Genomic DNA, 26907 nt, shown 5'->3' on the forward strand with positions numbered 1-26907 from the left:
GCTTAAAAAGAGTGTAAAAAGCATCATGGATAATTACCCATCAAAATATACGATAACTTTTAGTTAAGCACTTAATAGTAGGCTATTAGTAGAAAGCACAACACAGAAAGGACAAAATAGCGCTATTCATCGGTGCGGTTTTTCTTGAGTTCAGATTATTTATAGTTACTCATTTAGTGTTAATTAGTATGAGGTAATTAATTATGATTACAATCTTAATACTTATTAACTAAATTAGTATTGAATTTATTTCCATCACTATTTTTATAGTGATGAAGTTGTTATGTTACTTTGTAATTCATATTGTTTGATAATAATGATGTATCATCATTTTTCGAGGCTGCACGACTAAAGTATAGAGTAAAAATAAAAAGTCTATTTTATGACTGTAATACTCTAGAGTTCACCTCTCTTTGGTGAGAGGTCTTCTGTTTAAAGAAAGGGGCTTAGAATGACTCGGTGTCACCCCTCTTACCATGATTCAAATACGTTTATTTTGGACGCAATTGAATTACCAAAGATCAACAGGCCCTAATATTGGAGAATAAATGACACTCTTTCGCCCTGTTTTGGGTATTATTATGTTAGTTATGTCTTTTATTATTGTTTCTTTTTTTTCATTTGAAAACATAATAATAGATGTGATTAATGAACTGATTGTACTGCTTCATTCTGCTGAACAGCAGAAAGCATGGATTTCATTCTTTGTGATTGGAGCCTTAATACTTGATATTATATTTCCGATCCCTTCTAGTTTAGTCGCAGTATACATTGGTACTGAATTTGATTTATTATTCGCTGCAGGGATAATCTGGATTGGATTAACATTAGGAGCAATATTGGGGTATGGGTTAGGGCGAGGAATTTACAACTTATTTCCTAACCTTGATAGAAAAAAACATCAATTAAATAAAGCGATTATTCTGTCTAAATCCTTAGATGAAGCTGCGTTAATATTAATGCGTGGTATTCCTGTTATGGCTGAAACATCAGTTATTGCTGCAGGGCTCATTAAGTTCTCTTTTATCCGTTTTGTTATTCTAACCAGCTTAGCGAATGCAGGTATTGCATTGGTTTATGCTTATGTTGGTTCTCAGGTGAGTGGAGGATATTCGCTGTTAATGGTCCTCGTTGCCAGTATTGTATTGCCCAGTTTAGCATTGGGTATTAAATGTATTTTTGATATTGTTATCAGGCAAGAAAAAAGAGGGCAATCAGCAAATAAATATGCTTTTTTTTTAAAAAAAGATATAGGGATTAATAATAAAGTAATTGAATTAAAACAAAGTGAAAGTAATCATTTAGATACATTATCAGCTCAATTTAAAATGAGTTATTGTTATAAAGTGCTGACAACAGAAAATACCTTTTCGGTTGATAATTCGATATTAATGGCGTTAATGGGACCTACTGTACTTGATTATAAACAAAAAGTACTGTGTGTTATTGATCAAGGTGTATATGAACATCGACCTGATTTTACTCAAAAGATTGAATCTTATTTTAGTCAACAGCTTCCTTTGATATTTGATTGCCAAATAAAAGTGATACAGGGAGGCGAAGCTTGCAAAACCCAAGCGCAACTTAATCGAATTATTGAATGTATGAAACCCTTAGATCGTCATAGTTGGGTGATTGCCATCGGTGGAGGTGCCTTATTAGATTGTATTGGTTTTGCTTGTGCTATTTTTCATCGAGGTATTCGCCTTATTCGTATGCCGTCTACAGTATTGGCGCAAAATGATGCGGGTATTGGTGTTAAAAATGGCATTAATTTTTTCCAACAAAAGAACTTTTTAGGTTCATTTACGCCTCCTTTTGCTGTCATCAATGATGTTGAATTACTAAGCAGTTTATCAAAGAGAGATAAACGAGCTGGCCTTGCAGAGGCTGTTAAAGTGGCCTTAATTAAGGATCCTGCTTTTTTCATTTGGCTTGAAACTAACCTTGAGTCCTTAAATCAGTTTGATTTAGTGGCCACTCGTTATGCCATTCAGCGCTGTGCACAGTGTCATATTGCACATATTACTCAAAATGGGGATCCTTTTGAGAGAGGTAATGGACGGCCATTGGATTATGGGCATTGGAGTGCACATAAAATGGAGAATTTATCGGATTATCAAATTCGTCACGGTGAAGCCGTGGCCATTGGTATTGTACTGGATGCACTTTATGCCCAAAAAATGGCCTGGCTGAGTGAAGAGAAGGTTTATAGAATTATTAATGTGATCCAAGGGTTAGGCTTTGAATTATGGCATCATACCTTAGACATGGAAGATGATGAGGCTGAACCTCTTGTCATACAAGGATTAGAAGAGTTTCGTCAACATTTAGGGGGTAAATTATCAATCCCTATTCTGACGGACATAGGGGCATTTTGCAATGTAGATATGGTTGATATGAGCAAAATGAAAGGGGCGTTAAAACAGTTGAAATATTGCTCTTTAGGGGAGGTGTCATGTTAACCGCAGCGCCTCATTCATGGGTTATATTTTTTACGTTAGGTCGAGTGTCTAATTTACCCACCGTATGGACCAATGTTTTAGCGGCGAGCTTATTCACTTCAGTCATGCTAGGTCAACAGGTACCCTTCTTAAATCTGGTATTTTTGAGTCGCTGGTTATTGGTTTTAATTGGAATATCTTTGATGTATCTGGGAGGAATGTTTTTAAATGATGCAGTCGATGCTCAATGGGATAAAGCCCATCAAGTGGTAAGGCCGATTACCCAAGAATGGATTTCTCAAAGGTCGGTATATCTTTTCAGTTACTTTTTATTACTGAGTGGTATCGTGCTGCTGACGTTTGCTGGTTGGTACCATTTAGGCAATTTTGCGGGTGGGTATGCTGGATTGTCTTTATTTTTATTGATTTTATTTTATAACCTATTTCATAAAACATGGGTTTATTCCCGTGTATTAATGGGTGGATGCCGAGCGGGCGTTTATTTGACTACGGGTCTATTAATGGGAGGGCTCTCGATTGATTTGATTTACGCTTCTTTGTGTTTGGGCATGTATATTGTCGGGATCACTTTATTGGCGCAATTTGAACATTATTCTGGCAGAAAGTCTGTTAAATCCAGTCTACTCTTTATTGCCTCACTACTATTATTATCGCCGTGTTATTTAGTTTTTTTTATGTCAACTAATCTTATACTTTACCTCTTATTAAGTGGCTTTGTCGTGATATTATTCAGGCAGTTCAATTCTGTTATACAGTCTGTTTTCTTATATAAAACGCGATTAATTCAACCTTCAAATATTGGGGCATTACTGGCAACTATTCCATTATTTGATGCGATAGTGTTAGCCAGTGTTCAGCAGTTTGGCGCTTGTGTTGTGTGTTTGTGTGTGTATGCCTGTTTACCTAAATTACAACAATGGATTTCACCGACTTAACTGACATGTCCATTAAATTTTAATAGGAGGAGCAGTTAATGATTTTAAATGAAGTACTGATCAGTCTGCAAGCAGCATGGTTACAGCAACATTTAGATAAGCCGGTGTTGGAGTGGTTTGAATGGGCAACGCATCAAATCAAGCAACAAGATAAACATCGCGTTGGGGCTGATGAACTTGCTACAGCATGGGTTAATTTGAGCGCTCAAGCTGGACGTCAATGTTCAGCTGTTAAGCATCTTGTCTATGGTATGCCATTTCTTGATAAGTCATTCTCAATGATAGCCATTATACGAATGCAATTATTGGCCTATACCTTGTTGATGTTTGATGAGGCTTTACGCTATGAAGTATTTAAACAGTGTTTACGTTTTTCTGATGACAATGAAAAACAAGCTTTGGTTCAAGGACTTGATAGGTTAGATATGCAAGGGAACAGTAAAGCGCTTATTGTGGATCTTTGCCGAACTAATAATACGGCATTGTTTGCATCCATAGCATTAGAAAATGCTTGGCCTGCAATACATTTTAGTGATGTCGAATTTGAGCAACTGTTATTGAAAGCTTTATTTTCTGATTTCAATATTGATTTAATTGAGGGATTAAACAAAAGACATAGTCAACGGCTGAGTCAATTAGCGTTTGATTATTTGTCAGAGCGGATATTTGCTAAGCGAAGTTGGCCAAGTTCTATTTATTCTGCGATTGACCCTAAACATTTAACCTGCGAGCAAAAGGAGCGGCTAGTACTGTTACCTTTGCAAGTGCAAACATTATTAAACCCACCGTATAGGAAAAGGAGAGAATAATGCATTATTTTGATCCACATATTCACATGATTTCACGTACAACAGATGATTATGAGCGTATGCATGAGGCGGGGATTGTGGGTGTGATTGAACCGGCTTTTTGGCAAGGACAAGCACGAACACATTTAGGGACGTTTATTGATTATTTTGATAGCTTAATTGGTTGGGAGCGATTTCGAGCCAGCCAGTTTGGGATCCGTCACTTTTGCACTATGGGTTTAAATCCAAAAGAAGCGAATGATATTGATCTAGCTGAAGAGGTGCTAGCGATATTACCGCGTTACTTACACAAAGAAGGGGTGGTGGCTGTCGGTGAAATTGGCTATGACGACATCACGCCCCAGGAACATCATGTGCTTTGTTGCCAGTTAGAGATGGCTAAAACACATGGACTACCCGTGCTTATTCATACTCCCCATCGAGATAAAATTGGAGGGACGAAGCGAACGATTGAGGCCATTCGAGAAGTCGGAGTGAGTGAGTCCATGGTGGTTATCGATCACCTCAATGAACTTACCTTACCTTTAGTGATGGAAACGGATTGTTGGAAAGGTCATTCGGTATACCCTAATACAAAAATGTCCGAATCTCGCATGGTGGCACTACTCACTGAATATGGGACCGAGAAAATGATCGTCAATAGCGCTGCTGATTGGGGAAAAAGCGATCCACTTAAGGTGCCTAAAACGGGTAATAAGATGCGCGAAGCTGGCTTTTCAGAAACGGATATTACTCAAGTGCTGTTTAATAATCCAATTGATTTTTTTGCTCAAAGTGGACGTATAAGCAAAGAAGAAGTGAGTCAATCGATTAAAATAAATCAAACCCAACAATGGCAAGAAAATTCTGCATTAAGAGGGCAGACGCCTGTCATTGAGGCTTAGGAATGAAGGTATGACATTTCTATCCAGTGAAATCAGTTATTGCAGTAATGTGCATACTGGGGACTCACTTGCTCAGCTGCGTATTAATCTTGTTCATTATGTTCAAGCGGTACGTAAGCAACGACAATTATCACACATGAGTCTGGGGTTGTGGATAAGTGCTGGCGCTGCTAATGAGCTCAATAACGAACGCGCCTTACAGTCATTTAAGCATTTACTTGAGCAAACAGGTTTGAATTTGCGATCCATTAATGGATTTCCCTATGGTGATTTTCATCAACAAATAGTCAAAGAAAAGGCGTATCTTCCTGATTGGTCAGCTGTTGAAAGAGTTCGTTATAGTCAATCTCTGGCTGCTATTTTAGCATCGTGTTTACCTGATGATTGTGACAGTGGGACCATTTCTACTTTGCCTTTAGGCTATAAACAGGACTGGACCTTTCAAAAACATCAAGCTGCAATTAAGCATTTAACGGATGTCGTGGTTTATCTTGGGCAGCTTCATGAGCAAACAGGGAAAAGGATCATCTTGTGTTTAGAAATGGAGCCTGATTGTGTTTTAGAGTCCACCGAGGAACTCATTGCTTTTTTTAGGCATGAAATTCCTCAAACCGCTATTTTTAAGAGACATTTAGCCATTTGCTATGATGTGTGTCATCAAGCGGTCATGTTTGAAGAGAGTGGCACTTCATTAAGGCGTATTCATGAGGCCAATATTGCTATCGGTAAGATCCAGTTATCAAATGCATTGGAGGTCTTGTTTGACCATGAGGATTGTTCGCTCATGGATTGCTTACGCATGTTTTGTGAGTCTCGTTATTTGCATCAAGTGAAATGTCAACCAGTGAAGGGACATAGTGTACACAAGGATGAGGAGCCTCAGCTTATTCGATATTCTGATTTAGTGTCTGCTTTATCACATCCTTTGAAGGGCAAAGGAAGAATTCATTTTCATGTGCCTATTCATGCGCCTTATTTAATCTTGCCACAATTGGGTACCACGCAGTCTGAAATATCAAGCGTGTTTGATTTTTTATCGGTTCATCCCGAACTGCATCCTTTCTTGGAAGTGGAGACCTATTCGTGGCAGGTGCTGCCCCATGATATTCGCCCAAGCAACGATGATGAGCTCATTATTCAAATCGCTGAGGAATTGACTTGGGTAGAAAGGCAATTACAACAACGAGGAATACTAGCTCATGACACACATTAAGCCGCTTATTGTCATTGATATTGTTGGCCTGACACCTTCAATGTTAGGAAAAGATACGCCTCATTTAAACGCGTTGATGCAAGAGGGAGTGATGGCGCCCATGCAAGGCGTATTTCCTGCTGTGACCACCACAGCCCAAGCGAGTATGTTAACAGGCACTTATCCTGCTGAACACGGAATTGTGGGGAATGGCTGGTATTTACGTGATCAAGCAGAGGTGCGTTTTTGGCTACAAGCGAATCAACTTATGCAAGGCGATAAAATCTGGCATAGCTTGAAGCAGGCACAAAATGACTTGACCTGCTCTCAGTTATTTTGGTGGTTTAATATGTATGCAGGCGTGGATAATGCCATAACACCGCGTCCTCATTACCCTGCCGATGGCCGTAAAGTGATGGGGTTATACTCTGAGCCTGCAACACTACATGCTCAAATAGAAGCGCAAATTGGTGAGTTTCCTTTTTTTAATTTTTGGGGGCCTACCGCAGATATTCGTTCTAGTCGTTGGATTGTGGATTGTGCGATTGCAGAACATCAGATGGATCAGCCTGATTTACAATTAGTGTATTTACCCCATTTGGATTATAACCTGCAACGATTAGGCCCAAATCATCCTGATATTGCTCTGGATATTGCAGCAATTGATCATGAAGCGGGACGATTGATTGACTTTGGTCGCGGTCAAGGGGCGGATATTTTGGTGGTGTCTGAATATGGCATTTCACCTGTGTCACATTCGATTTCACTGAATCGAATTTTACGTCAAGCGGGCTTATTAGCGGTGAGGCAATCGCTGACTTGGGAGCTGCTTGATCCGGGGGCAAGCCGGGCTTTTGCGGTGGCCGATCATCAAATTGCTCATATTTATATTCAAGATCTTAATGATATTACGCGGGTGAAAAGCTTATTGGAAAAAGTGCCCGGTGTTGAGCGGGTACTTGACCGTCATAGTCAATGTGAGTACCAGATTAATCATGCTCGCAGCGGAGAGCTGATTGCAATTGCAGAGCCAGATTGTTGGTTTAATTATTATTATTGGTTTGATGATAATCAAGCCCCCGATTTTGCTCGCACGGTCGATATTCATCGAAAGCCGGGTTACGATCCCGTGGAGCTTTTTATTGATCCCGCACTTGGGTTACCTAAACTGCATATTGCTAAGCGTGTATTGCAGAAGAAAATGGGTCAGCGCATGCTGATGGATGTGATCCCTCTGACACCTGAATTAGTCAAAGGCAGCCATGGACGATTAAATACCATCGAAGATGAAGGTCCTGTCATTATATCCACCAGTGTTGCATTAAGTGATAGCTTACGTTCAAGGCAAGTATTTGATATGACACAAGTTAATAATTTTATCCGTTTGCATTTTAAGCAAGCGCTAAGGAAAGTGATATGAAGCATGATGTTAGCCTTCCTGTTGATGTTCACAGGATGTCTTGTCGTAAGCATATTCGAGAAAACAAGGTGCTGTGTTATGGCTTACTCAATCCTAGAGGCATGGCGTTAAGTGTAACAGGCGATTTATTAGTGATTGAAGCAGGGGCGGCAGAAATGGCGCCCCCTTATTCTGGGCAGTTAACATGTCGAGATAGACATACTGGTGAGCTAAAGCAGACTTTACTGAGTGGTTATCGCGCGCTGAATATGCAGCAGCGAATGCGACGAGATGAAATTATGGGATTGGCAGATATCTGTCAGGTGAAAGCGTTGCAAACACACAAGAGTGCTTGGTTGATTGCATTGACTGATTATATTGAAGGCTCGAAAATTTTAGAATTACAACCCATGTTATCAAATGGAAGTCTGCCTCAAATAGATGTTTTGTTTGAAACTCAAGGTAATATTAATAGCTTATGTTATCACTCAAAGCGTCAAGCTTGGTATTGCATTAAACCTGATACGAATGAAGTAGTGGAATTTCGGCGGGGAAAACCACAAAAAGTGGTGTGCGCGCTGCCAGAACTTGCATTAGGGCAAGAAGCCGTGCCGGTGAATATAGTATATGATGCGTCGACGCAAAAGTTATTGATATCCCTGTTTTCTGGCGAATTAGGCAGAGGGGATAAGTTTAAAGGTATTGATTTTGCTAAGCACCAAGGAGAGGTCATTGCACTTGATTTGAATAACCATCATATTGAGACCTTAATCACCGGATTAACTTTGCCTACAGGCTTGTGCTTAACAGATGATGGTCATATTTTGGTGACTGAATTATGTGACGATGTGCTTGAACCTTTACCTGCTGAAGGTTTGCCTACTGAGCCTTGCCATGGTGGTTTTAAACGTTTTAGTGGCCGCTTGTTACATATTGATTTATCATCGGATCAGTGTGACATTTTAGCCACAGGTTTAGATACGCCATCCAACCTCTTATTACATGAAGATACAGTTTTTATTAGTGAAGGCATGGGATTACCTGGACGTCTATTACCGACGTTGGATGGGCAGAGTCAGGAACTCAGTGGAATGATCCGTAGCGTCTCACTTAATGAGGGAAGCAAGGTATCCACTCAGAAGGCCTGAGTGACTCACTCTGTGCGGGTTTAAAAATACGTTATGCTGCGTTGTCTGTTTTCGATATAGAATAACGATTAGCGTCAAACTGCCGCCTTGCCTACCGCATTTTTAATTCCCGCTGAATGATCACTTACTTAGATTGGTATTATATTGTATCCAGCTATTTTACATATTTTGTGGTGCAAGCAGCGGGTAAGCTTCCTTCAGAGCAGCCTCCTGTGTCAGCTTGCGCTTGTTTAAATAAATGCGATACAGCCGCATTCGTTTGTTGCGTAGCAACAGCATCACGTCCAGTGCCTTGAGTGCCCGTTTCCACATTGTGACAACTCATGCAATTAAACGCAGGATTAATATTCGCGACGCCTTTTTGGACATAGGTTTCCATACTGACATTGGCCGAGGCTAATGAGCCTCGTTGAAAGTTCGTTGTCGCAGGTAAGTTGCCATTTTTGGACCACACATTGCCGGTGAGTTCATAATTAGCCCAGTGATCGGCTATGGTATTATTGGCTTTAATATTGTCACTCATTGACTGGTTTATCTGCTGCATATTGGTGGTGTTTTCGGGATCTTGCTCAGGCACGCTAGATTCACCATAAGGGTGAACACGACACACTTGTGTGGGTTTACCTGCTTGGTAGGTGTTTCGTGGACAATTTTTACAGTCAGGATCGTAAAAATTCCAAGCTTGTTTAGGATTGTCTGGGACAGTGCCTGCTTCTACGAGTCCACAATCGGGTGCATTTCGGTAATGATCGAAGGTGGCCCAGATAAACTCTTTATGCACTTGTGTTGTGCCGACGACATGGATCCCCACTAAGGCTAAATCCACTAATTCACACTTATCTTCAATAATACCTGGGATCACAAAATAATCATCGGGTGTATTAGGGTTGAGCATCCAGGCGCTTTTTAATACAAAAGCACCTGCTGGAAAACGAAGTGCTGCATAGTTATTGTCGCCAGAGCCATTACTGGGGTATTGATCATAAATTAATGCGGCACAATTGGATTGATAAAGATCACATTGATTAATGAAATTATAGTTAGTTTCATTCACTTGAATATAGTAGTACACGTATTGTTTTGATTGGTCTATCAATGGAAAGTTAGAGCCAGCTTGTTTGTCTAGCACATTGTCGAGCATTTTTTGTGATAAAAATAACCGCTCTGGGTGTGCTTGACGCTGTTGTGTGCAAAGCATAGGGTCGGGTTTGGGTTGGCTGCTCCATGGTGCGGGTGTTTGTCCTTTGCCAACAAAAATATCGCCAGTGGGCATCCAAGATAAAAAGCGTGGTTGCTTGGTGTTTGAATCCATTTGCAGCAAATAGCTAAAGGCTTGCCAAGCAAATTGCTGGAAAGAGCAGTTATCGCCGTCAGTTACGCTAGTGGGTAAGCTGCTGTTTGGGGTTAACCAGTTCGCACTGCCTGCACAATTTGAACTTGAGTCTGCATTCGGTATCGTTTGCTCTACTGAATGATTGGGGGCTGTTGCCGTCTGGCTATCGTGACTCTGGTTTTGAGTATTGTTAACATCGGGTTTTGGCATACATGCGCTTATGCTCAAGGCGACAGTGAGTAATAAGAGTGTTAATGGTTTCATCGTCTTCTCCTTAGGCAATTTTGGTGTTGAGATCATGACTATCCCGCGGGCAGCCGTTATCAATCCACTGAGTGATCATATGAATGCGGTCTTGAGATAAGTCACGGACGACGGGCATGTACAATGCATCATTGTAATGTCGAAGTAACACACCTCTTATTTTTTGACTATTGAGTTTAACTGAGTCATAGCGACTTAAATCAAAGTTCTGCATAACAGGGTATAACTTTCCGTATTGACTTAAGATTTCACCAATACTGCCATCCCAAGTTAAGTCCCCAAAATCAGGTTGTGCTTGGTAGACTTGAATACTGATTAAGTCATCGTCATGGCCTTGGTAATCATGGTCTGCAAATCGATATCGTAAGAAGTAAACTTGGCCATCAATATAAGCTCTGGGATTACCAGGGTTTTGAGCATTAATGGTTAAACTGGCTTTCCCAGTGGGATCTGTCGTGGTCACACTGTCAAAAATAAGGGCATTTTGCGGAATAGACAGGTTTACCAGTCCTGCTGTGTCGCCCGTACCGAGTGTTTGATTGGTGTATAAGAAAGCTTCTTCCTCTGTAAGCAACTCGATGTTTAGTTTGGCATTGGCTAAGGGTTGACCAAATTGTCTGGCATAAAAATCAATGCTGATTTCATTACCATACACCTCAGGTTGATCTTGACCATCTCGGCTGAGATGCGCCACCCCTGAGTTCATGCGAAAAACAAACTGATTGGCTCTTAAAAATAAACCGTTATGATTTTCATTAAGAATAATTTGTGTGGGGGCTTGCTTGTCATCAACCTGAACTAACCCAATAGGATATTGATTAATCAGATTTATTTCTTCTGTGTCTAAGCTAATATTAATAACGCCACCTTGTTCCTTGAGTGTCGTGAGAGAAAGAGGACCCTTAAGTAAGGTACAGGAGTTCAATGAGGGATTGGCAGTAAAGTAGCAAAGGTATAAAGGTGTTAATTCGGTAAACTCCCCACCTGGGATTAAGGTGGGAAGGGCATTGCCTAAGTTAATAGCCAGTTGCTTTTGTTCACTCAGTAATTGACACGGAGCAAAGTTAGTGGGATAGGTGTTATCTGCGTCTACGGGCTGCAGCATTCTTGCGGCGGTGAAAAAGTCTGGTGCATCTGCGGGAGCATCGGTTAAGGGCCCAATATTTCCAAAGGCTTGACCATAGGTGAAATCATATGGACTGGCGGGCGTGTAATCCATTTTACAGGTATCCATGATGAGTTGATGATACAGGTCATAATCTGATGGATATAATAAGTGTTTTAATTGTTGATCAAAATAACTGAGTGTGGGAATTTGGCCTTGAGGCTTGCCTGTATTCATTTGAAATAAAAGTAAAGGCTCAAGTGCAATAATGACTTGTTTTGGTATATGTGAACTTAGTTGCGCTATGATATCTTCATTCCATTGATAGATGACAGGGTTAACATTATAGGCACGGACATTAAAGTTAATACTTAATGCTTGATTGGGAATATCAAGTGCTTGCACTAGCCGACTCTTTTTTAATTCATCACTTAAGTTGGTATTATTTAATCCAATAAGTAATGATTGATATACAGCACTGGCAGAGGCTGAGCTAGGTTTAACGGCTTGGGCCTGGATCCAAGATTCAACAAAGCCGATGGGCATAAAATGACCCGTAAAATTACCAGTATCATCGCCTAAGCCTAAGGTCATGGCCCAGACTTCGGAAACATTCATCTGCATGGGATCTAAGTCCACCAATTTAGGCGGCGTAACAGTAAACACACTGTCAATGGATTTGCCTATCCAAGGGTCGTCATCAGGGCTGTCATCAGGGCCGTAAATCACTTTGGTGATGGTGCCATTGAGTTGAAAATTTCCGGTGCCAGCAGGGTTCCAGTAAAGCTCCACATTATTTTGTTTTTGATTGTTAAAAAGTTCATTTCGCTTTTGGGGGGAGAGTGCATGGGGATGTTCAGGCACTTGGTTTTTAGGGTTATAATTATTCGGTGTGTTATTCAGAGTGGAAGGGTCGGCTTGAAATGTGCCATCAAAAATAATACGGGGGTAATTAAAATAACTCATGATTTATCCTTTTTTAAAATGAAGAAAAGTATTTATGACTGCATGTTGTTATTTATTGAACAGAATGAATCATATTTAAATTAAGTTAGCTTTTTATTCTTTAACCTCAATGTGAAATTTTTTATATAGGAGGTTGATATTGGCAGTTAAAATAAAATGCGATACAACTTAAATTAGAATGATTTTTCAGTACGTGTTATTATTTAAATGCAAATAATAATAAACTCTTACCTCATAGTATCGATGTGATAGTAATTCCAATTTATTTTCTTATTTTATTTTTTTGTATGCTTAATCACTAAGACATAATAGGTAAAGTGATTTAATATATAGAAACCTTACCAATGATATGGTTAATATTGAATGTTATCTTATTAATAGTGTAAGGGTATAAAAATAGGCTGTTTTTGTGGGTAAAAGAGATAGCCAATGAACATGAACACAGTATTTTCTCTTGCCCTAAAAAAATAGGGCAAGTATGGCTTATTATTGCGAATTAAATATTGATATTGGGATCCCAAGGTGTATTAAAAGCAAAAGCATTAATTAATCGTACTTGGCTGGGTGACATAGAACGCACAATCGGCATATATAAGCTTGTTGGCCAATATTGACTCGACATACGTGCCTTAATTCCTTCTTTATTGTCCAGAATGGTTTGCGCTAAATTCAATGGAAAGACTGTCGACATTCCTGGAAAGTTCAAATAATGATAACGTAACGCATATTGATAAGCTTGCTCCCAAGTGACTGTAGTGCCCTTAGGAATATCAAAAATCAGTATGTTGGAATTTAAAATAACTCAAATATTAATGCTGTTATTAATAATCAGTTTCTCTTGTTATTTTTATTGTTATATTATTGGTATGAGTATAATAACATGCCATTTTATGGCATAGGTTAGAAGTTTTAATAATGCCAGCTTGTAACTTTGTTTTTTGTTTTATTATTCTTAATCACTAAGTCATAATGTTTAAAATGTGTTTTATATAGCGATGAAGTTAAATAAATAGGTTAGTCTTTACCGTTAATATTTTATTCGAACTTATATAAGTATAGCGTTATAAATATAAAACATTAAAAAGATTTGATAAAAATAATGATGAAAAATAGTGGCCTAAACAATCAGTATAAAAACAGTCTATTTTGTGCATAAAGGAGATGGCGAGTGAAAATTAAACTGGGTTTACTTTTTATATGCTTGAGCGCAGTGACAGCGTGTACTCAAGAGAATTCAAATACACAGAATGACAATAGAGCTACGAGTGGGATCGAAGTCGCTCCCGATCCATTGACTGCGTATTGTCAATTTCCTGAAAATGCACCGACAGCGGGCGCAGATCAGAAAGCATTTGATGAATATAGCTGGCAGATGTTTCTTGCTTTAAACTGGGTCAACAGTCAGACACATAGAGGTGTACCAGACTGCAATAAAACCATTGATACGCCGGGTCCTCGAGTATGGGAGTCTTGGAAAACAACCTCAGCGTTATTTTTACCCAATGCAGCCGCTCCAGGGGATTGGAATACGGGATGGGAAGGGGTCAATCCACCACTTAAATTGACTGCAACCAGTAAAGTGGCGACACGAATACAAACGGCTTTAGAGAATGAGCCAAAGGGCTCTGGAATATTACAAGCAGTGGGAGGATGGCTTATCGATCAGCGGGGGAATCCAACATATTATCAAATCGCATCCAATGAAATTTCATACAATTACATTGTTTCTAACCAGTTGTATAATGCTGACACGGTGAAAATCTTTTTTCCGATTAACTTTCCTTGGAAGACGGCAGAAATTAAAGCAAGCTGGCGTATTTTAACCGATAAAGATGATAATAGCCGTTATCTTACTCAGACCGCATTAGTGGAAACATTTGATGAGCAAGGAAAACCCAAAAATACCTTTACGAGTCAGACATTGGGGTTGGTGGGCTTACATATTATTAATAAGCCTGAAGGTTTTCCACAGTGGGTATGGGCGACGTTTGAGCAAGTGGATAATGTTGATCCTCAGGCGACTTTTGCCTCATATTATAATCCAAATGCGACCAATCCTAACCAATCCCCTTGTCAGCAGGGGGTGATCCCTTGTACGCCTAAAGAGGGCACCAGTTTTACAACGCCAAACCCACTCACAAGATTGACGCCGATAGTGGCAGACACTTTATCTGTGAATAAGTCATTTCAAAGTATGCTGAAGGGGAGTGCGTTGCAATACTACCAGTTAGTGACGACACAACGACCCAATAACCCTAATGATCCAGGCGATCCTTTAGGTACGCCAGAGCCTAATATTGCTGCCAATGTGACCATGGAAAGTTATATTCAAGAGTCGAGTAATTGTATGGCCTGCCATCAAACAGCCAGTGGCATTGACTCACCTTATCATTCTGATTTTTCATTTTTACTACTGAATGCCACTCAGCCATAACGGCTCGTATATACAAGCGAAATAAGATGGTTTTTAATCATGAGACCAAAAGGAAGAACGAATGAGCATTTTTAATGGACCGCGTATTAATTTTTGGGGTGGAATTTCAACCAATGTGAATGTGGCAAATAACAGTAATGGTGTGCCGCAAAGCGCTGCACCTCAAGATCAACAACCGATATTGGATGTGGCCAGCGCGCAAATTGCAGAGCAAGCGGCATCGATGACAGATGAAGACATTATTACCTTGATGAGGGCGCCGGATCCTCAGCATTATTATACCGAAAGTGGCTGGAATTTTTACGGCGATCAACAATTGCATTTAGTGGATGCACAAGTATCGAGCAGTGGCGCACCCGGTGAGGTTAACACACAAGGTGATATTATTAATGAGCCAATATATTTATTGGGATCGCTCGATCCCAATACTGGGCAAGGTCCTCATGCGAGTGCCGTGATGGTCGATCTGGACCCTACTGCATCGATTTCAACGCAAATTATAATGGGCGGCTTAATGATAGGTTCACCTGAAAAGCCTAAATTACACCTCATTGAGAATGTTACTGCCAACAGTTATGGCGTGTTTACTGTTGAAGCGAAGGCTGATAATGAAACGGATCAAGGGTTAATCCTTCGACAGTTTTATCGTGATCCCGATGGACCGGGTTCTGCTTGGGCCTGTGGTACGTTTCAAGTCACTTTTAGTAAAGCCAGCATTAAGTCTGCTGATTTGAGCTGCCCTGCGATTGCGGCGTTAGTCAATGACGCTACTATGGATGGTATCGTCCTTCGATTTCAAATGTTTGAAATGTTTCCGATGCTGACAACTGATGAATTACAGCTTGCCTATAAAAACAATCAAAACCCCTCAAATCCCAGTTTGGGTCGGATAGTGGGAACCATTGCTCCCCATTACCCCGGTGAGCCTAAAACCTGTTCCATTGGGCGTGAAATTGTCATGCAAGACACACAGCTGGTGGGCTATTTTGATATTGATCAAGAGGCTGAACGTTTCACTTTAGATGCCTTGTCTTTATATCCTAAGGCGCATTTTCGTGATAATCGGAAAAATATTGGGGGGAGTTTTCCCATTGAGCCTAATGTGGACTACGGCATCAATACGCTCACAGCAGGCGATGTTTCTCTTTCTTTTAGTGCTAATCCTGATGACTATTATCGTTATGGCGGCATCATTGATATTGCGCTGCAGAGTTCATCGATAATCGAAACGCTAAATAATAACCCTGTTGAAATAAAAGGCGAAAAGCCAGTTACACTCACCGGCATTGGCAATCAAGTTGGATTTGACCCCAGCGTAGGCCATCCAACGGGAAAAGCCATAAAGACGGTTTTCAAAGCAATAGAAACACCGGTGCGCATTTATGGGGATGCCCGTAATATTTACATTGATGAACATGATGGTGCGATGGACATTGAACTTAATGTCCGTATTTATGGGCGCCCGACACCGATTTTTGATGAGCCAGGTGGTAATTTAAAAATCACGTTGGTATCAGGCAATACAGGTACGTTAGCCGATGGTGATTTTCTTGATTTCCCACAGCAGACTTATGTTCAACAAGGCAAGAGTCAGTTTACCTTCTCTATTGCTGATAAGGGCAATATCGAACAGTATGGTTTTCAAACCTTAGTGATTTCTTCTGTAGAAGGGGGCTCATATTTTATTAATATTAGAAAATACCCTAAATCGGATTTTGGCATTGTGGCAGGCAGCAGTATTAGTTGGGAGCAAGTGTATCAGAATAGTTTGCGCTACTTTTATGTGACTTTTCCTGCAATGAATATGCGTTTTCCATTAAATGATGAGATGACGGTTAAGAATTTATCTGGGCCTATTGAGAGCCGAATTAGTGATATCTACCGTCAAACCAGTCTTTACATGCCAATTACGCGCTCCATGACACCGAGTCAGCGGGCACTATTAACGCAGTTTTTAAATAGTCAGCCTTGGGCGCCGCTCACGGGATCACAGACGGTAAGTTCAGATGAGAAAAGTGATACCACTCAGCCGCCTCATTAATTGGAGGTGAAGTTTATCTCATCGCATATTTAAGAGAGATACAGCGCATTTGAAATGCTTTGAGTTGTTGATAATGCCTTTAAATGCGCTTCAATTTGTTTATGTTTATGTTTATGTTTCGTTAGGTTGTAGGTGCACATTTCATCTGTTTTTTGTATAAGAGGGAGGTTATGTATAAAAGTGTGCTTAATGCGATTAAAAGTAATCGATAATAAGGATATTAATAAAATGAAAATAGTGCATTATTGTTTAATACTTATCGCTTTTTCTAGTCAAATGTGGGTTCCCCTTTTTGCCAATGAGCCCGTTGATATACTTAAATCATGGGCCCAATCGCAACCAAATATTGATGATGCTGTGTATCCGACCCATGGGGTACACAATGATAAGGGGTGTAATATATTGAATAATCATTGTATTGCGAAACGTAATAAGGGAGACCCCACTGATCCTTTATTTCCGAGTCAATGGATCAGTGATTGGACCATGTTCAGGGTTTTTAAAAACTTTGAGGAAAATCCGCCGCCTTATACAAATCCCCCCGCAACCTTATCCTCGCAAGATTATACCGTATCTTTTGGTACCACCTACTATGATGCGAACTATGTACCAACAGATAAAGACGGTGAAGGTGCCATGATGGAGCATTATGATAAGTATTGTTTGCCTATTTTCCCGATTAAAAATAATGCTTATACTTGCAGTTTTATTTCGTTAGGCAATAAAGCTTTTTTTTTAACCTATGACGATAGGCCTAAAAATATGCCTCAATGCTGTTTGTTTTCACCATTGAATCATCCACCACGACAAGATTTTATTAAACATTTAGATTACTCAAAGCAGCGTAGTCAACAGCTTAATGGGTCTATTCAAGCGTATGTATGGCAAGCCATGTTAGATAAAGGGGGCCCGCTATTTGGTTATGCCTTTAATCGGCAGGCTTCACCGGATTTTTATTCATCATCTTGGTACCGTCACCCACAATCTTTTTTCTTCTCTGGTGATACCACAAAAGCGAATGCCCCCATTGTGAGCCAAAATTACACAAGCTTTCGTGCTGAAAAGCCTCAAGCTACATTGACTTGGAATAAAGTGGCTCAAATGTGTCCAAAAGACAATATTCCTACATGTCAGTTGTTTGAAGGTCATTAGCACACGATTTCATTTTTAGGGAGTCAAGAATGAATACTGAGGCATTAGCACAATCGATACAGGAAATTCAGGCATTTGCTGAGCACTGGAATACACTGTACGCACAGCAGAAGTTTGATGAAATGAAAATGCTGGCGACAGAAGACGTAGGCATTGCCAATGTGAAGGCATCAACGTTACCTTCGGGACTTATTTTTGGGCAAGAAAATTATAAAAAGGGGATTGTTGAAGCTTATTATGGACAAAGTGGTATAGAGCATAATTTGTTGGTCATGGAGTATTTAGACTGGGAATATATTCCGTTAAACGATCTGACTTTTTATACCATTGGACGTTATACACTAGAACCTAATATTATCGGGGTAAATGCTTGGCTGCTTAGCCGAGAAACACTTTCTTCTCCTTGGAAAATATATCGAGTCATTAATAATTAAGATTCATTTTTCAGTGAGCTTTGGTGTCTTCAACTATCGCTGAGTGATAAGGTGTCATTAACACAATGGTCATAAAAGGATGTATGAGTGAATAAGTTGGTTGTTATTTCAATTTTTCTTTTGGTGATTTTTTTCATCGTTATCTTGAGCATGATAGTCATTCCCGTTAAGCGAGAAAATCCAGTCAATGGTTTGGATTTTAATGTGTTAGATACTCCCCCCCTTGGTGATGTTGGCAGTATTGATAGTCAATATTTTGCACGTGATGGTAAGGCGTTATTTTATCGTCACGTAAAAGGGAGTCATGATCTTATTTTTGTACTGTTACATGGTTCGGGAACTGAAGGGCGTTATTTATTGCCTTTAGCCACTCAGCTTAATCAGCAATTGCGTGCAACCGTGGTGATCCCTGATCTACGAGGACACGGCCGCTCTATGCTGTCTCACCCAGGCGACATTGATTACATCGGACAATATGAGCATGATTTAGCCGATTTACATCATCGATTGGAGAAGCAATACCCCGATGCGACGATAATTTTAGCTGGGCATTCTTCTGGAGGGGGGCTAGCGGTTAAATATGCTGGCCATGCACTCATTCCAAAAGATGATGATGTGATGAAAGATAAAGCTCAATACCTTCAAGCGCCTTTTGATGCCTATGTATTATTAGCGCCTTATTTAGGGCATGACGCTCCAACGGTGAGACCCAATTCAGGTGGCTGGGTACAAGTGTCTATCAGGCGTATTATTGGCTTAAGTTTGTTGAATCAACTAGGAATAAGGCAGTTTAATCATCTGCCCATTTTATTTTTTAATCGTCCAGAAGCGGTGAATGACTCTTTACAGCTTGATAGCTATTCCTATCGATTAAATGTGTCTTTTTCACCGACAGATTATCAAGCTCAATTGCAACACAACCTTAATCCTGTATTACTCTTAGTTGGGGAGGAGGATGAAGCCTTTTACGCTGAAAAATTTCCTGATGTCATGCAGGCTCATGCGCCACAGGCTGAGGTCTACTTATTACCCAAGGTTCAACATTTAAATTTACCTGATGCGCCAGAAGTAATAGAAAAAATAGCACATTGGTTATCAATGAATGTGTTAAGTCAGCAGTAATAAGTGCGGATCAGACGGGCATTAATTGGAGTGTTATGCATTCACGTGAGCAAATAAGGCTTTGGCTTTTTACAGCCATGTTATCCGCTATTGTGGCTATTACCCCTTTTTCAACAGATCTTTATTTACCCGCAATGCTCAATATGGCGGTAGATTTTAATGTACATATTACTCTTATCCAACAATCCTTGAGTTTGTTTTTAGCCGGTTACGGGTTAGGAATGTTTATTTTTGGCCCCATGATGGATAAGTATGGCCGACGTCCTTTCGTACTTTGGGGAATATTGGGCTTTACCTTTGCCAGTGTTTTGTCTGGGTTAACGACTGACATTGAGTGGTTTTTGGGCTGGCGCTTTATTCAAGCGTTATCGGGAGCAGCGGCAACTGTCGCCATTCCAGGGTATATTAAAGAGTTATACGGTAAAGATACGCCTAAAGGCATGTCATACCTTAATTTAATCATGATGTTAGCACCTCTTGTTGCGCCCAGTGTTGGTAGTTTGATGATGACGTTAGGTCAGTGGAACTTGATTTTCTTTCTACTGGCAGCCTATGGGGTCATTATATTGGTTTTGGCTATTTTTTGGTTACATGTTCCTAGCGATCAGCAAAAGCATCATCGTAGCCAATACTCTTTTATTAGTAATTATCAAAGAGTATTTTCAAAGCGAGGTGTGAAACTGGATATTTTGACCAGTTTTTTTGCCTCGTTTGCTTTCTTTTGTTATATCACCGACTCTTCTTTTGTTTTTATGCAAGTCTTTGGATTAGATAAATATACCTTTTCCATTATTTTTGCCAGTAATGTTGGCATATTAATTTTGGCCAGTTTTATTAATGGTCGTTTGCTGGGCTATTACGGGCCCACAACGTTGCTAGCGATGGGGACATTACTGGCAATATTAGCGGCATCAGGTTTGGTGGTTGTGAATATGATGGGGTTGAGTTATGGCTTTACCCTTGTCATGTTATATCCGTTTATGGGCTGTTTATGGATAATGTCTGTGAATGCGGACTCCATCATTTTAATGAAATTTAAAAAAGAAGTGGGTACAGCCTCGGCGGTAATTGGCACCCTTAAATTTGGCTCAGGTGCGTTTGCAGGGCCTTTATTGGCGATTTTTCATTCGGGTAGCGCTGTACCGTTTTCTAGTTTATTGCTTGGAGGTGTGCTTTTAGCTTGCCTAAGTCAAGGGGGGAATTATTTTTTGAAACATTAGGCATAATGGCAAATTTTTGATTATTCTCTGTTGAGGCGGCTGACTTTTATGGCAAGGTTAAAAGGAGGGAGTATGAATATAAAAGTGGTGTTGGTGAAGATAATATCGCTTGTGTTTGTCATGATGTCTTTTATGGCCATTGCACAAGAGGAACCCGAATTTACCGTTATTTATCAAAACTCCACAGAAGCACCGAGTAATAATTTAGCGAGGCAACTGTTTAAAGAGGCGCAGACCACGGGCGATTTTTGGGCATCATTACGGTATTTTGTGACCCAAAAAGAGCTGAGTTATTGTGCCATTGCCAGTAGTGTGGTGGTGCTCAATTCTTTAGATATTCCAGCGCCAGCCAACCCAAATGTCTATCCTTATGAGTTGTTTGATCAGGATAATATTTTTACCGATAAAGTGTTGAAAATAATTAGCCCAACCATTGTCGGTTTTCAAGGCACGACCTTAGATGAAATGAGCCAGATTTTATCAGCTTATAATGTGAATGTAGAGCGAGTTTATGCCAGTAATAGCCGTGTTGAAGGGTTTAGAACCGCGGCGATTGAGGCATTAAAAAGCCCCAATAAACGCTTACTCGTTAATTTTGACCGCAAGGCGTTACAACAAGAAGGTGGAGGTCATGTGTCGCCTGTGGTGGCTTATCATGAAGCGCAAGATCGCTTTTTAATATTGGATGTGGCGCGTTATAAACTGCCTTCTTACTGGGTGAAAACTGAGCATTTATTTAAGGCTATGTCAGGGGTTGATAACCATTCGAAACGCAGCCGAGGCTATGTGATTGTGGGCAAAAAAATGAATTTTAAAAGTGAACGTTAGTGTTTATATTTTTCACCATTGAGCTTTGTCATGATTGTTAGGTAATAAGATCACTTTTTATGATCTTATTACCTTTTTGAAGTTAAAGTCTGAATTTAAAATAACGTGCTTAGCATTTCTTCACTATAGGCGGTTAAACTTTTTCCTTGTTTGACTTTTTCCACATAATCCGGATTCGCAATAAAAGGTCGGCCGATTGCGATGAGATCAAACCTGTTTTGATGAATCGCTTCACTAGCAGTCTTGGCCGTATAACTGCCTACGCCCACTAAGGTGTTTTGGTAATGGCGGCGCACATAATCTGAGGCTCGTCCTCCTAAGTAATCAAACTCCATCGCATCATCGAAAATTCCAATATGCAAAAAGGCTAAGTCACGTTTTTCTAATTGGGGTAACAGGTAATCAAATACATCGCGATCGCGACTGTCACCTGCCATATTAAAATAAGCGCCGGGGGATAATCTCAGCGCCGTGCGAGTATGGCCAATGCGAGCAATGATACTGTCCACGACTTCAAGGGCAAAACGCGACATGTTTTTTGCTGTTCCGCCATATTCATCTATTCGATGATTGCTATCATGATGTAAAAACTGATCGATTAAGTAGCCATTAGCACCGTGAATTTCGACGCCATCAAAGCCTGCATCAATCGCATTGGCAGCGGCTTGAGAATAATCATTGATTAATTGTTGAATATCATCATGACTTGCTGCTTTTGGCGTGACATAAGTGAGTTCACGCATACGAGGTACATTGCCTTCAACTGCTACGGCAGAGGGGGCCATAACGGCTTTTCCATCGAAAAAATGAGGGTGAGCAACACGGCCTGTATGCCAAAGTTGGGCAAATATTTTGCCACCATTTTTATGCACTGCATCGGTGACTCTTTGCCAACCTATTATTTGTTTTGGGGTAAATAAGCCAGGCGTATTAGGGTAACCTTGTCCGTCTGGACGAATAATCGTTGCTTCAGAAATAATTAATCCCGCACTTGCACGGCGTGCATAGTAATCGGCCATCTCTTGTGTGGGAACGAGTTGGTCGTCACTCATACACCGAGTCAGTGGCGCCATTAAAATACGGTTGGTGAGGTGGAGTGTATCGTTGAGGGAGAAAGGTTGAAATAAATTATCTGTCATGAGAATACTCTTTATTCCTGATAGTGACTTTGTGACTGTCTTTATTGAATGCCTATTCAAGATAGGCTTATTTGAATGAACATTCAAGAACTATTTTGAACAAACACTCAATAATTACTTTGAACAAGTTTATCAATGTGAGTACACTGGCCATATTGCCCATTAATATCGTTTTTACCGACATGCGTAATGCTGAATTTGATAGAGAAACGGTTTTACGAGCCGCCATGCTGGCTTTTATGCATAAAGGCTATGCAAAAACCAGCATGCAAGACTTGACCCAAGTGACAGGTTTGCATCCAGGGTCGTTATATTGCGCGTTCAATAATAAACGTGGCATATTATTGGCGGCGATAGCCCAGTATCAAAGTGATAAAGCCGCTGAATTTGAATCTTTTTTTTCAAATCAAAGCTCGCCAGTGACACAATTAAAAACTTACCTTGATAGCATAGTGCTTGAATGCATTAGCTGTGAGGTCAGTAAAGCTTGCTTGTTGACCAAGTCTCTGAGTGAAATGGCTGAAGAAGATGATGAATTACAAAGGGTCATTAGCCATAACTTGACACATTGGGAAGAGGGGATAGCCAATAAATTTGCTCAAGCGATTGATACAGGTCATCTTAGCAGTAAAAGAGACGCTGAGGCACTTGCACGGTATTTTGTGATGGGCATTTATGGTTTGCGCACCTTCGCGCATACCTACCCCACATTAGATGTGCTGCAATCGCTTGCAGATCAGCTGTTTGATGATGTCACAAGGTGAAGTGTTGAGTGAAAAAACTTAGCCAAGGTCATGAAAGAGTTTGGAGATAGGAGATGATGCTTTATTTGTTTAGTTTATCAATATCGATACTGGCTACTTTTAAAAAAAATCATTAATATACCCAATATTGCTACCTAAAATTATTTTTTGAATACTTCTTATGTCTCTGCCAGTTTGAAATAAGTGAGTGGTAAAGGGATGCTTGAAAGTATGGTTAGTATTAGGCTTTACTATTTTGGCTTCTTAATATTGCTATGTAGACTGATTTTGAATGATACTCTGGAAGGAGAAAGACAGAGTCAAGGGAATAGTATTTTAAGCCATTGACTCTGTATTTTGGTGAAGACTAATTTAGTCCGTTATTATAGCCGTCGATAAAATTATAAATTAATGCATCCTTTTTTTGATTGTTATCGGTAATATTTAATTCGCCACTCATGAGCCAAATCACGGCGCCTCCCAGTCCTCTTTGTGCGGAATAAGCACCATAAGATTTCGCGACATCGGCAGATGCATAAGAAATAAAGTTGTATTGGAAGTTATTATATTGGCTATGGTCTTCATTCCAAAAACTGCTCACATTTAATGCTGTGATAGCCTCATCATCAGCATTGGTACCAAATACAGGTAAGGCTGTATTTGGCATAAATGCTGATGACTGATAAGCACTGGTGGCAATATTAAAAGTGAGTTTGGAAATAGGATCATCATATATCCATTCTGTTACATTCCAAAGGGGGGTTAAAGTTGAAGTGTATTCATGACTTGTCATATTTAAATGAATATAGTTATATGAATACAGGCCGTCACAATTTTCTTCTAAATTATTTTTATTGATGGTACACCTTAAATTATCCTGATCGCCGGGCAACGTATTGGCATATTGAATGCTGTTAAACAGCCCATTATTTGATACGTTTCTTGTTACATCAGAGGCATTATCTGCTTTACCTATTCCAGTGTAAGCGCGTGCATAAGTAGGAAGGCCGATTTGTATTAGGCTTAGTTGAATATTATCCAGTTTGTTCCAGTGAGGTGCCGCACCGTCATGACCATTGATATATTGTGTGACTGCATTGACGGATAAATCATAATTGATATTATCGATAGGATCTGTATATTCATTGAATGGATTTTTTTCTTCAGAATTAGTTGGTTGAGGGAATAAGGCAGTGTTGAAACCCGTATAATTATCGCCTTTACTGGCATCAGCAATACTGTGGTATCCATAGGTCATAAAATTGAGGTGGCTTAAACCTTGATCAAGCCAGGAATCAATAAAATTAAAACCAGATGCCTGTCCTGAGGGATCATTTCCCATGAGGTACAAGATCATATCAGGAAATGCTGGCAGGCTGATAGACACTTTTAATCCCGTTTTATTAATTATTTCAGTAATTAAATTTCGACCATTTTGATTACTAATATTATTATTATCTTTGTTTCTTGCTAATGCCTGAAATAATAGATTATCGGTCCAAGTATCATTGGAATAAAATTCAATGTTTAAATTAACTCCGTCTAGACCATGTAAAGCAAGGTTGGTTAATCCATTGATAAAATTTGAAATATTTTGATCGCTAATATTGGTATTATCTTCAGATACAAGGTAATACATGATGTCTTTATAATCTTCCCCTCCGATTGTTACCCATTTTTCCAGTGTGCCTGCATTATTTTGTAAGTTGATGAATGCCGAAAAAGAGCCATAGCAGACTGCATCTTCACAATTATTCCCATTAATAACGACATCATTACAGATGGAGTGACCTGACATATCACTATGGCACATTTTATCTGTCATAAAATCATCATTTGATAAGTCTGTCCATGGATCATCAAATACGGCATAGCCATTACTTGTGGGCTTTAAGAAGGCATAGGATATGGCATCAACGAGCTCTGAGAGTGCGGTAAAATGGTGATTATTGGTATAGCCGTTATGTGTGTTATTCGTTGTTTCAATCGCTTTATCACAGGCTGGATAGCCGATATCTTCGCCGAGATTTGACGCTTTGATTTTTATGCCTGGCATGTTGTACGAGGCTTGCGGGATAAAGTTACCTGTGATGTCAAAAATGTTGGTGGTAAATTTACTCCCGCAATTTCCATCTTCTTTGGCAGCCTCTGAGGAGGCTTCTTCAACTGTCGTATTCCTGTTATTGTATCCTGAATAGTTTGGCCAAAAAGCCAGCGTGTAAGGTTGTTTATTCGTTATGGGGTAGATGGCGTAACTCACATCGTTAATGCCATTAGGGTAATTATCTTCATTGTCACCTGACAGAGTGAAACTGAGGTGGCCCATCTGTGTTTTTGTCACTGTGCTGGTATTGACGGCAATCGTGCATTGTCTTGCTAATGCTTCTATTATACAGGTATTACTATTGGTAAAGGTGATTAAGCCATAGCTATCAAAGACCGTTACGGTAAGGGGATAGCTTTGAAAGTCACTAGTTGTGATGGTTAATTCAGCTGTTTGATCTGAGGCCAAATCAGAGGGGGATAACGATGCGCTGATAAGATTGGAATCAGAATGAGAAATGGTATAGTTTAATTTTTCAACATTTGAATTGTCACTGACCGTAAAGTTAATATGGCCAGTTATGTTCTCTGTTGAGCTATTTTTTTTAGCGATAACATACAAACTGCAATGATCCCGAGTCGAATCAATAATGCATGGCGTGTCTTTTCTTGGACTAAAAAATGCCAAATTGTTTGCTGAGTCAGAAGGAGAGATAGTAATACTGGTATTGCCTACTGAAACGGCTTTAATGGTTAATAATGATTCGGTTAAGCCATCGGCACTAAATACGTTTGGGGTCAAAGAACCACTGAGTAAATAGTTGGCTTCATTGATGTCGTCTTCTGATGTTGTTTTAGCGCTATCACAACCAGATATTAACAGTATTATGATTAAAAAAAGAAAATGAATGGGTTTATTTAATGATATGAGCATTTGTTTCCTTACCTTTTATGTTTTGATATAACGTGTTGCCTTTTTATTGCTGCGTTTTAGAAAAGCGAATGTTTAAATTAAGCGTAGAAGGTTTTATAGCCTGATCAACTCAATCCTTATTTGTATTAGAAGTTGATTACTTTTGCGAACGTCTTAAGTTCAAAAAAGGGATTAAAGTTCTTCGTGGTTCGGGGGCGCTATCAATTGTCCTTGTTACTGAAGATTATATATCGTCGGTCATGTGGCACTTTCTACTGTAACGATGACTCAAGATAGTTGGTTTTGAGCTTATCTCGGTTCTTTCCAATAACCAAAAG

At 39.8% G+C, this 26907-nt stretch carries 20 protein-coding genes; 15 read left to right on the forward strand and 5 right to left on the reverse strand.

The genetic code is table 11. The annotated features are described in order from the left end of the window. Window positions 1-548: 548 nt before the first annotated feature. Genes Q0976_RS20015 through Q0976_RS20045 form a run of 7 tightly spaced genes read left to right on the forward strand, consistent with a single transcriptional unit; the run spans window position 549 to window position 8832 of the window. Window positions 549-2465 (forward strand): 3-dehydroquinate synthase, encoded by a 1917-nt coding sequence (locus Q0976_RS20015; RefSeq protein ID WP_299495683.1) that lies wholly within the window; start codon window positions 549-551, stop codon window positions 2463-2465. Next, a complete protein-coding gene (locus Q0976_RS20020; RefSeq protein WP_299495685.1) occupies window positions 2459-3400 on the forward strand; it encodes a UbiA family prenyltransferase in 942 nt (313 codons plus the stop codon). The genes Q0976_RS20015 and Q0976_RS20020 overlap by 7 nt, the downstream gene beginning before the upstream one ends. A gap of 38 nt (window positions 3401-3438) precedes the next feature. After that, window positions 3439-4209, forward strand: coding sequence for an EboA domain-containing protein (locus Q0976_RS20025; RefSeq protein WP_299495687.1), 771 nt, complete (start codon window positions 3439-3441; stop codon window positions 4207-4209). Continuing rightward, window positions 4209-5093 carry a TatD family hydrolase gene (locus Q0976_RS20030; RefSeq protein WP_299495689.1) on the forward strand — a complete coding sequence of 295 codons (885 nt, stop codon included), beginning with the start codon at window positions 4209-4211 and terminating at the stop codon, window positions 5091-5093. Before Q0976_RS20025 ends, Q0976_RS20030 begins: the two co-directional genes overlap by 1 nt. Window positions 5094-5103: 10 nt before the next feature. Further along, window positions 5104-6306: a metabolite traffic protein EboE gene (gene eboE, locus Q0976_RS20035; RefSeq protein ID WP_299495691.1), complete on the forward strand. Its 1203-nt coding sequence runs from the start codon at window positions 5104-5106 to the stop codon at window positions 6304-6306. Next, window positions 6293-7705, forward strand: a complete 1413-nt coding sequence (locus Q0976_RS20040; RefSeq protein WP_299495696.1) for a nucleotide pyrophosphatase/phosphodiesterase family protein — start codon at window positions 6293-6295, stop codon at window positions 7703-7705. Before eboE ends, Q0976_RS20040 begins: the two co-directional genes overlap by 14 nt. Further along, entirely contained in the window at window positions 7702-8832 is a 1131-nt protein-coding gene (locus Q0976_RS20045) for a hypothetical protein (protein WP_299495698.1), read from the forward strand. The genes Q0976_RS20040 and Q0976_RS20045 overlap by 4 nt, the downstream gene beginning before the upstream one ends. Window positions 8833-8986: 154 nt before the next feature. Here the strand turns inward: Q0976_RS20045 and Q0976_RS20050 are convergent, their stop codons facing one another. The 3 genes from Q0976_RS20050 to Q0976_RS20060 all read right to left on the reverse strand — a co-directional run bounded on the left by Q0976_RS20050 (window position 8987) and on the right by Q0976_RS20060 (window position 13191). Continuing rightward, entirely contained in the window at window positions 8987-10429 is a 1443-nt protein-coding gene (locus Q0976_RS20050; protein WP_299495706.1) for a hypothetical protein, read from the reverse strand. A 10-nt stretch (window positions 10430-10439) separates the two neighbouring features. Then, complete coding sequence (locus Q0976_RS20055) at window positions 10440-12500, reverse strand: hypothetical protein (RefSeq protein WP_299495708.1); 2061 nt, start codon at window positions 12498-12500, stop codon at window positions 10440-10442. A 496-nt stretch (window positions 12501-12996) separates the two neighbouring features. Beyond that, complete coding sequence (locus Q0976_RS20060) at window positions 12997-13191, reverse strand: hypothetical protein (protein ID WP_299495711.1); 195 nt, start codon at window positions 13189-13191, stop codon at window positions 12997-12999. A 477-nt stretch (window positions 13192-13668) separates the two neighbouring features. Between Q0976_RS20060 and Q0976_RS20065 the strand changes: the two genes are divergently transcribed. From Q0976_RS20065 to Q0976_RS20095, 7 genes are all read left to right on the forward strand, one after another. After that, window positions 13669-14934 carry a hypothetical protein gene (locus Q0976_RS20065; RefSeq protein WP_299495713.1) on the forward strand — a complete coding sequence of 422 codons (1266 nt, stop codon included), beginning with the start codon at window positions 13669-13671 and terminating at the stop codon, window positions 14932-14934. Window positions 14935-14995: 61 nt separating this feature from the next. Then, window positions 14996-16975 (forward strand): hypothetical protein, encoded by a 1980-nt coding sequence (locus Q0976_RS20070; protein WP_299495715.1) that lies wholly within the window; start codon window positions 14996-14998, stop codon window positions 16973-16975. Window positions 16976-17164: 189 nt separating this feature from the next. Next, complete coding sequence (locus Q0976_RS20075; RefSeq protein WP_299495717.1) at window positions 17165-18127, forward strand: hypothetical protein; 963 nt, start codon at window positions 17165-17167, stop codon at window positions 18125-18127. Between the two features lie 29 nt (window positions 18128-18156). Then, window positions 18157-18561: a hypothetical protein gene (locus Q0976_RS20080; protein ID WP_299495719.1), complete on the forward strand. Its 405-nt coding sequence runs from the start codon at window positions 18157-18159 to the stop codon at window positions 18559-18561. Window positions 18562-18648: 87 nt separating this feature from the next. Continuing rightward, window positions 18649-19683: an alpha/beta hydrolase gene (locus Q0976_RS20085; RefSeq protein WP_299495721.1), complete on the forward strand. Its 1035-nt coding sequence runs from the start codon at window positions 18649-18651 to the stop codon at window positions 19681-19683. 35 nt (window positions 19684-19718) lie between these two features. Continuing rightward, window positions 19719-20903, forward strand: a complete 1185-nt coding sequence (locus tag Q0976_RS20090; RefSeq protein WP_299495723.1) for a multidrug effflux MFS transporter — start codon at window positions 19719-19721, stop codon at window positions 20901-20903. A gap of 72 nt (window positions 20904-20975) precedes the next feature. Continuing rightward, window positions 20976-21731, forward strand: a complete 756-nt coding sequence (locus Q0976_RS20095; protein ID WP_299495725.1) for a phytochelatin synthase family protein — start codon at window positions 20976-20978, stop codon at window positions 21729-21731. Window positions 21732-21826: 95 nt separating this feature from the next. Here Q0976_RS20095 and Q0976_RS20100 read toward each other — a convergent pair whose 3' ends face one another. Next, complete coding sequence (locus Q0976_RS20100) at window positions 21827-22870, reverse strand: alkene reductase (protein WP_299495727.1); 1044 nt, start codon at window positions 22868-22870, stop codon at window positions 21827-21829. 182 nt (window positions 22871-23052) lie between these two features. On the opposite strand from Q0976_RS20100, the gene Q0976_RS20105 reads away from it, so the two are divergent. Then, window positions 23053-23634, forward strand: coding sequence for a TetR/AcrR family transcriptional regulator (locus Q0976_RS20105; protein WP_299495821.1), 582 nt, complete (start codon window positions 23053-23055; stop codon window positions 23632-23634). 346 nt (window positions 23635-23980) lie between these two features. Here Q0976_RS20105 and Q0976_RS20110 read toward each other — a convergent pair whose 3' ends face one another. Continuing rightward, on the reverse strand, window positions 23981-26590 hold the full coding sequence (locus tag Q0976_RS20110) for a hypothetical protein (protein WP_299495729.1): 2610 nt from the start codon (window positions 26588-26590) through the stop codon (window positions 23981-23983). Between the last annotated feature and the right edge of the window lie 317 nt (window positions 26591-26907).

Source organism: uncultured Shewanella sp. (genome assembly GCF_947501665.1).
Lineage (GTDB): Bacteria > Pseudomonadota > Gammaproteobacteria > Enterobacterales > Shewanellaceae > Shewanella.

Excerpts from the sequence above, each read along its gene's own strand:
- Q0976_RS20025 (WP_299495687.1), top strand. The coding sequence starts at position 3,439 with ATGATTTTAAATGAAGTACTGATCAGTCTGCAAGCAGCATGGTTACAG.
- Q0976_RS20020 (WP_299495685.1), top strand. The coding sequence starts at position 2,459 with ATGTTAACCGCAGCGCCTCATTCATGGGTTATATTTTTTACGTTAGGT.
- Q0976_RS20040 (WP_299495696.1), top strand. The coding sequence starts at position 6,293 with ATGACACACATTAAGCCGCTTATTGTCATTGATATTGTTGGCCTGACA.
- Q0976_RS20090 (WP_299495723.1), top strand. The coding sequence starts at position 19,719 with ATGCATTCACGTGAGCAAATAAGGCTTTGGCTTTTTACAGCCATGTTA.
- Q0976_RS20095 (WP_299495725.1), top strand. The coding sequence starts at position 20,976 with ATGAATATAAAAGTGGTGTTGGTGAAGATAATATCGCTTGTGTTTGTC.
- Q0976_RS20110 (WP_299495729.1), bottom strand. The coding sequence starts at position 26,590 with ATGCTCATATCATTAAATAAACCCATTCATTTTCTTTTTTTAATCATA.
- Q0976_RS20070 (WP_299495715.1), top strand. The coding sequence starts at position 14,996 with ATGAGCATTTTTAATGGACCGCGTATTAATTTTTGGGGTGGAATTTCA.
- Q0976_RS20030 (WP_299495689.1), top strand. The coding sequence starts at position 4,209 with ATGCATTATTTTGATCCACATATTCACATGATTTCACGTACAACAGAT.
- Q0976_RS20100 (WP_299495727.1), bottom strand. The coding sequence starts at position 22,870 with ATGACAGATAATTTATTTCAACCTTTCTCCCTCAACGATACACTCCAC.
- Q0976_RS20080 (WP_299495719.1), top strand. The coding sequence starts at position 18,157 with ATGAATACTGAGGCATTAGCACAATCGATACAGGAAATTCAGGCATTT.
- Q0976_RS20015 (WP_299495683.1), top strand. The coding sequence starts at position 549 with ATGACACTCTTTCGCCCTGTTTTGGGTATTATTATGTTAGTTATGTCT.
- Q0976_RS20060 (WP_299495711.1), bottom strand. The coding sequence starts at position 13,191 with ATGTCGACAGTCTTTCCATTGAATTTAGCGCAAACCATTCTGGACAAT.
- Q0976_RS20075 (WP_299495717.1), top strand. The coding sequence starts at position 17,165 with ATGCGATTAAAAGTAATCGATAATAAGGATATTAATAAAATGAAAATA.
- Q0976_RS20055 (WP_299495708.1), bottom strand. The coding sequence starts at position 12,500 with ATGAGTTATTTTAATTACCCCCGTATTATTTTTGATGGCACATTTCAA.
- Q0976_RS20050 (WP_299495706.1), bottom strand. The coding sequence starts at position 10,429 with ATGAAACCATTAACACTCTTATTACTCACTGTCGCCTTGAGCATAAGC.
- eboE (WP_299495691.1), top strand. The coding sequence starts at position 5,104 with ATGACATTTCTATCCAGTGAAATCAGTTATTGCAGTAATGTGCATACT.
- Q0976_RS20105 (WP_299495821.1), top strand. The coding sequence starts at position 23,053 with ATGCGTAATGCTGAATTTGATAGAGAAACGGTTTTACGAGCCGCCATG.
- Q0976_RS20045 (WP_299495698.1), top strand. The coding sequence starts at position 7,702 with ATGAAGCATGATGTTAGCCTTCCTGTTGATGTTCACAGGATGTCTTGT.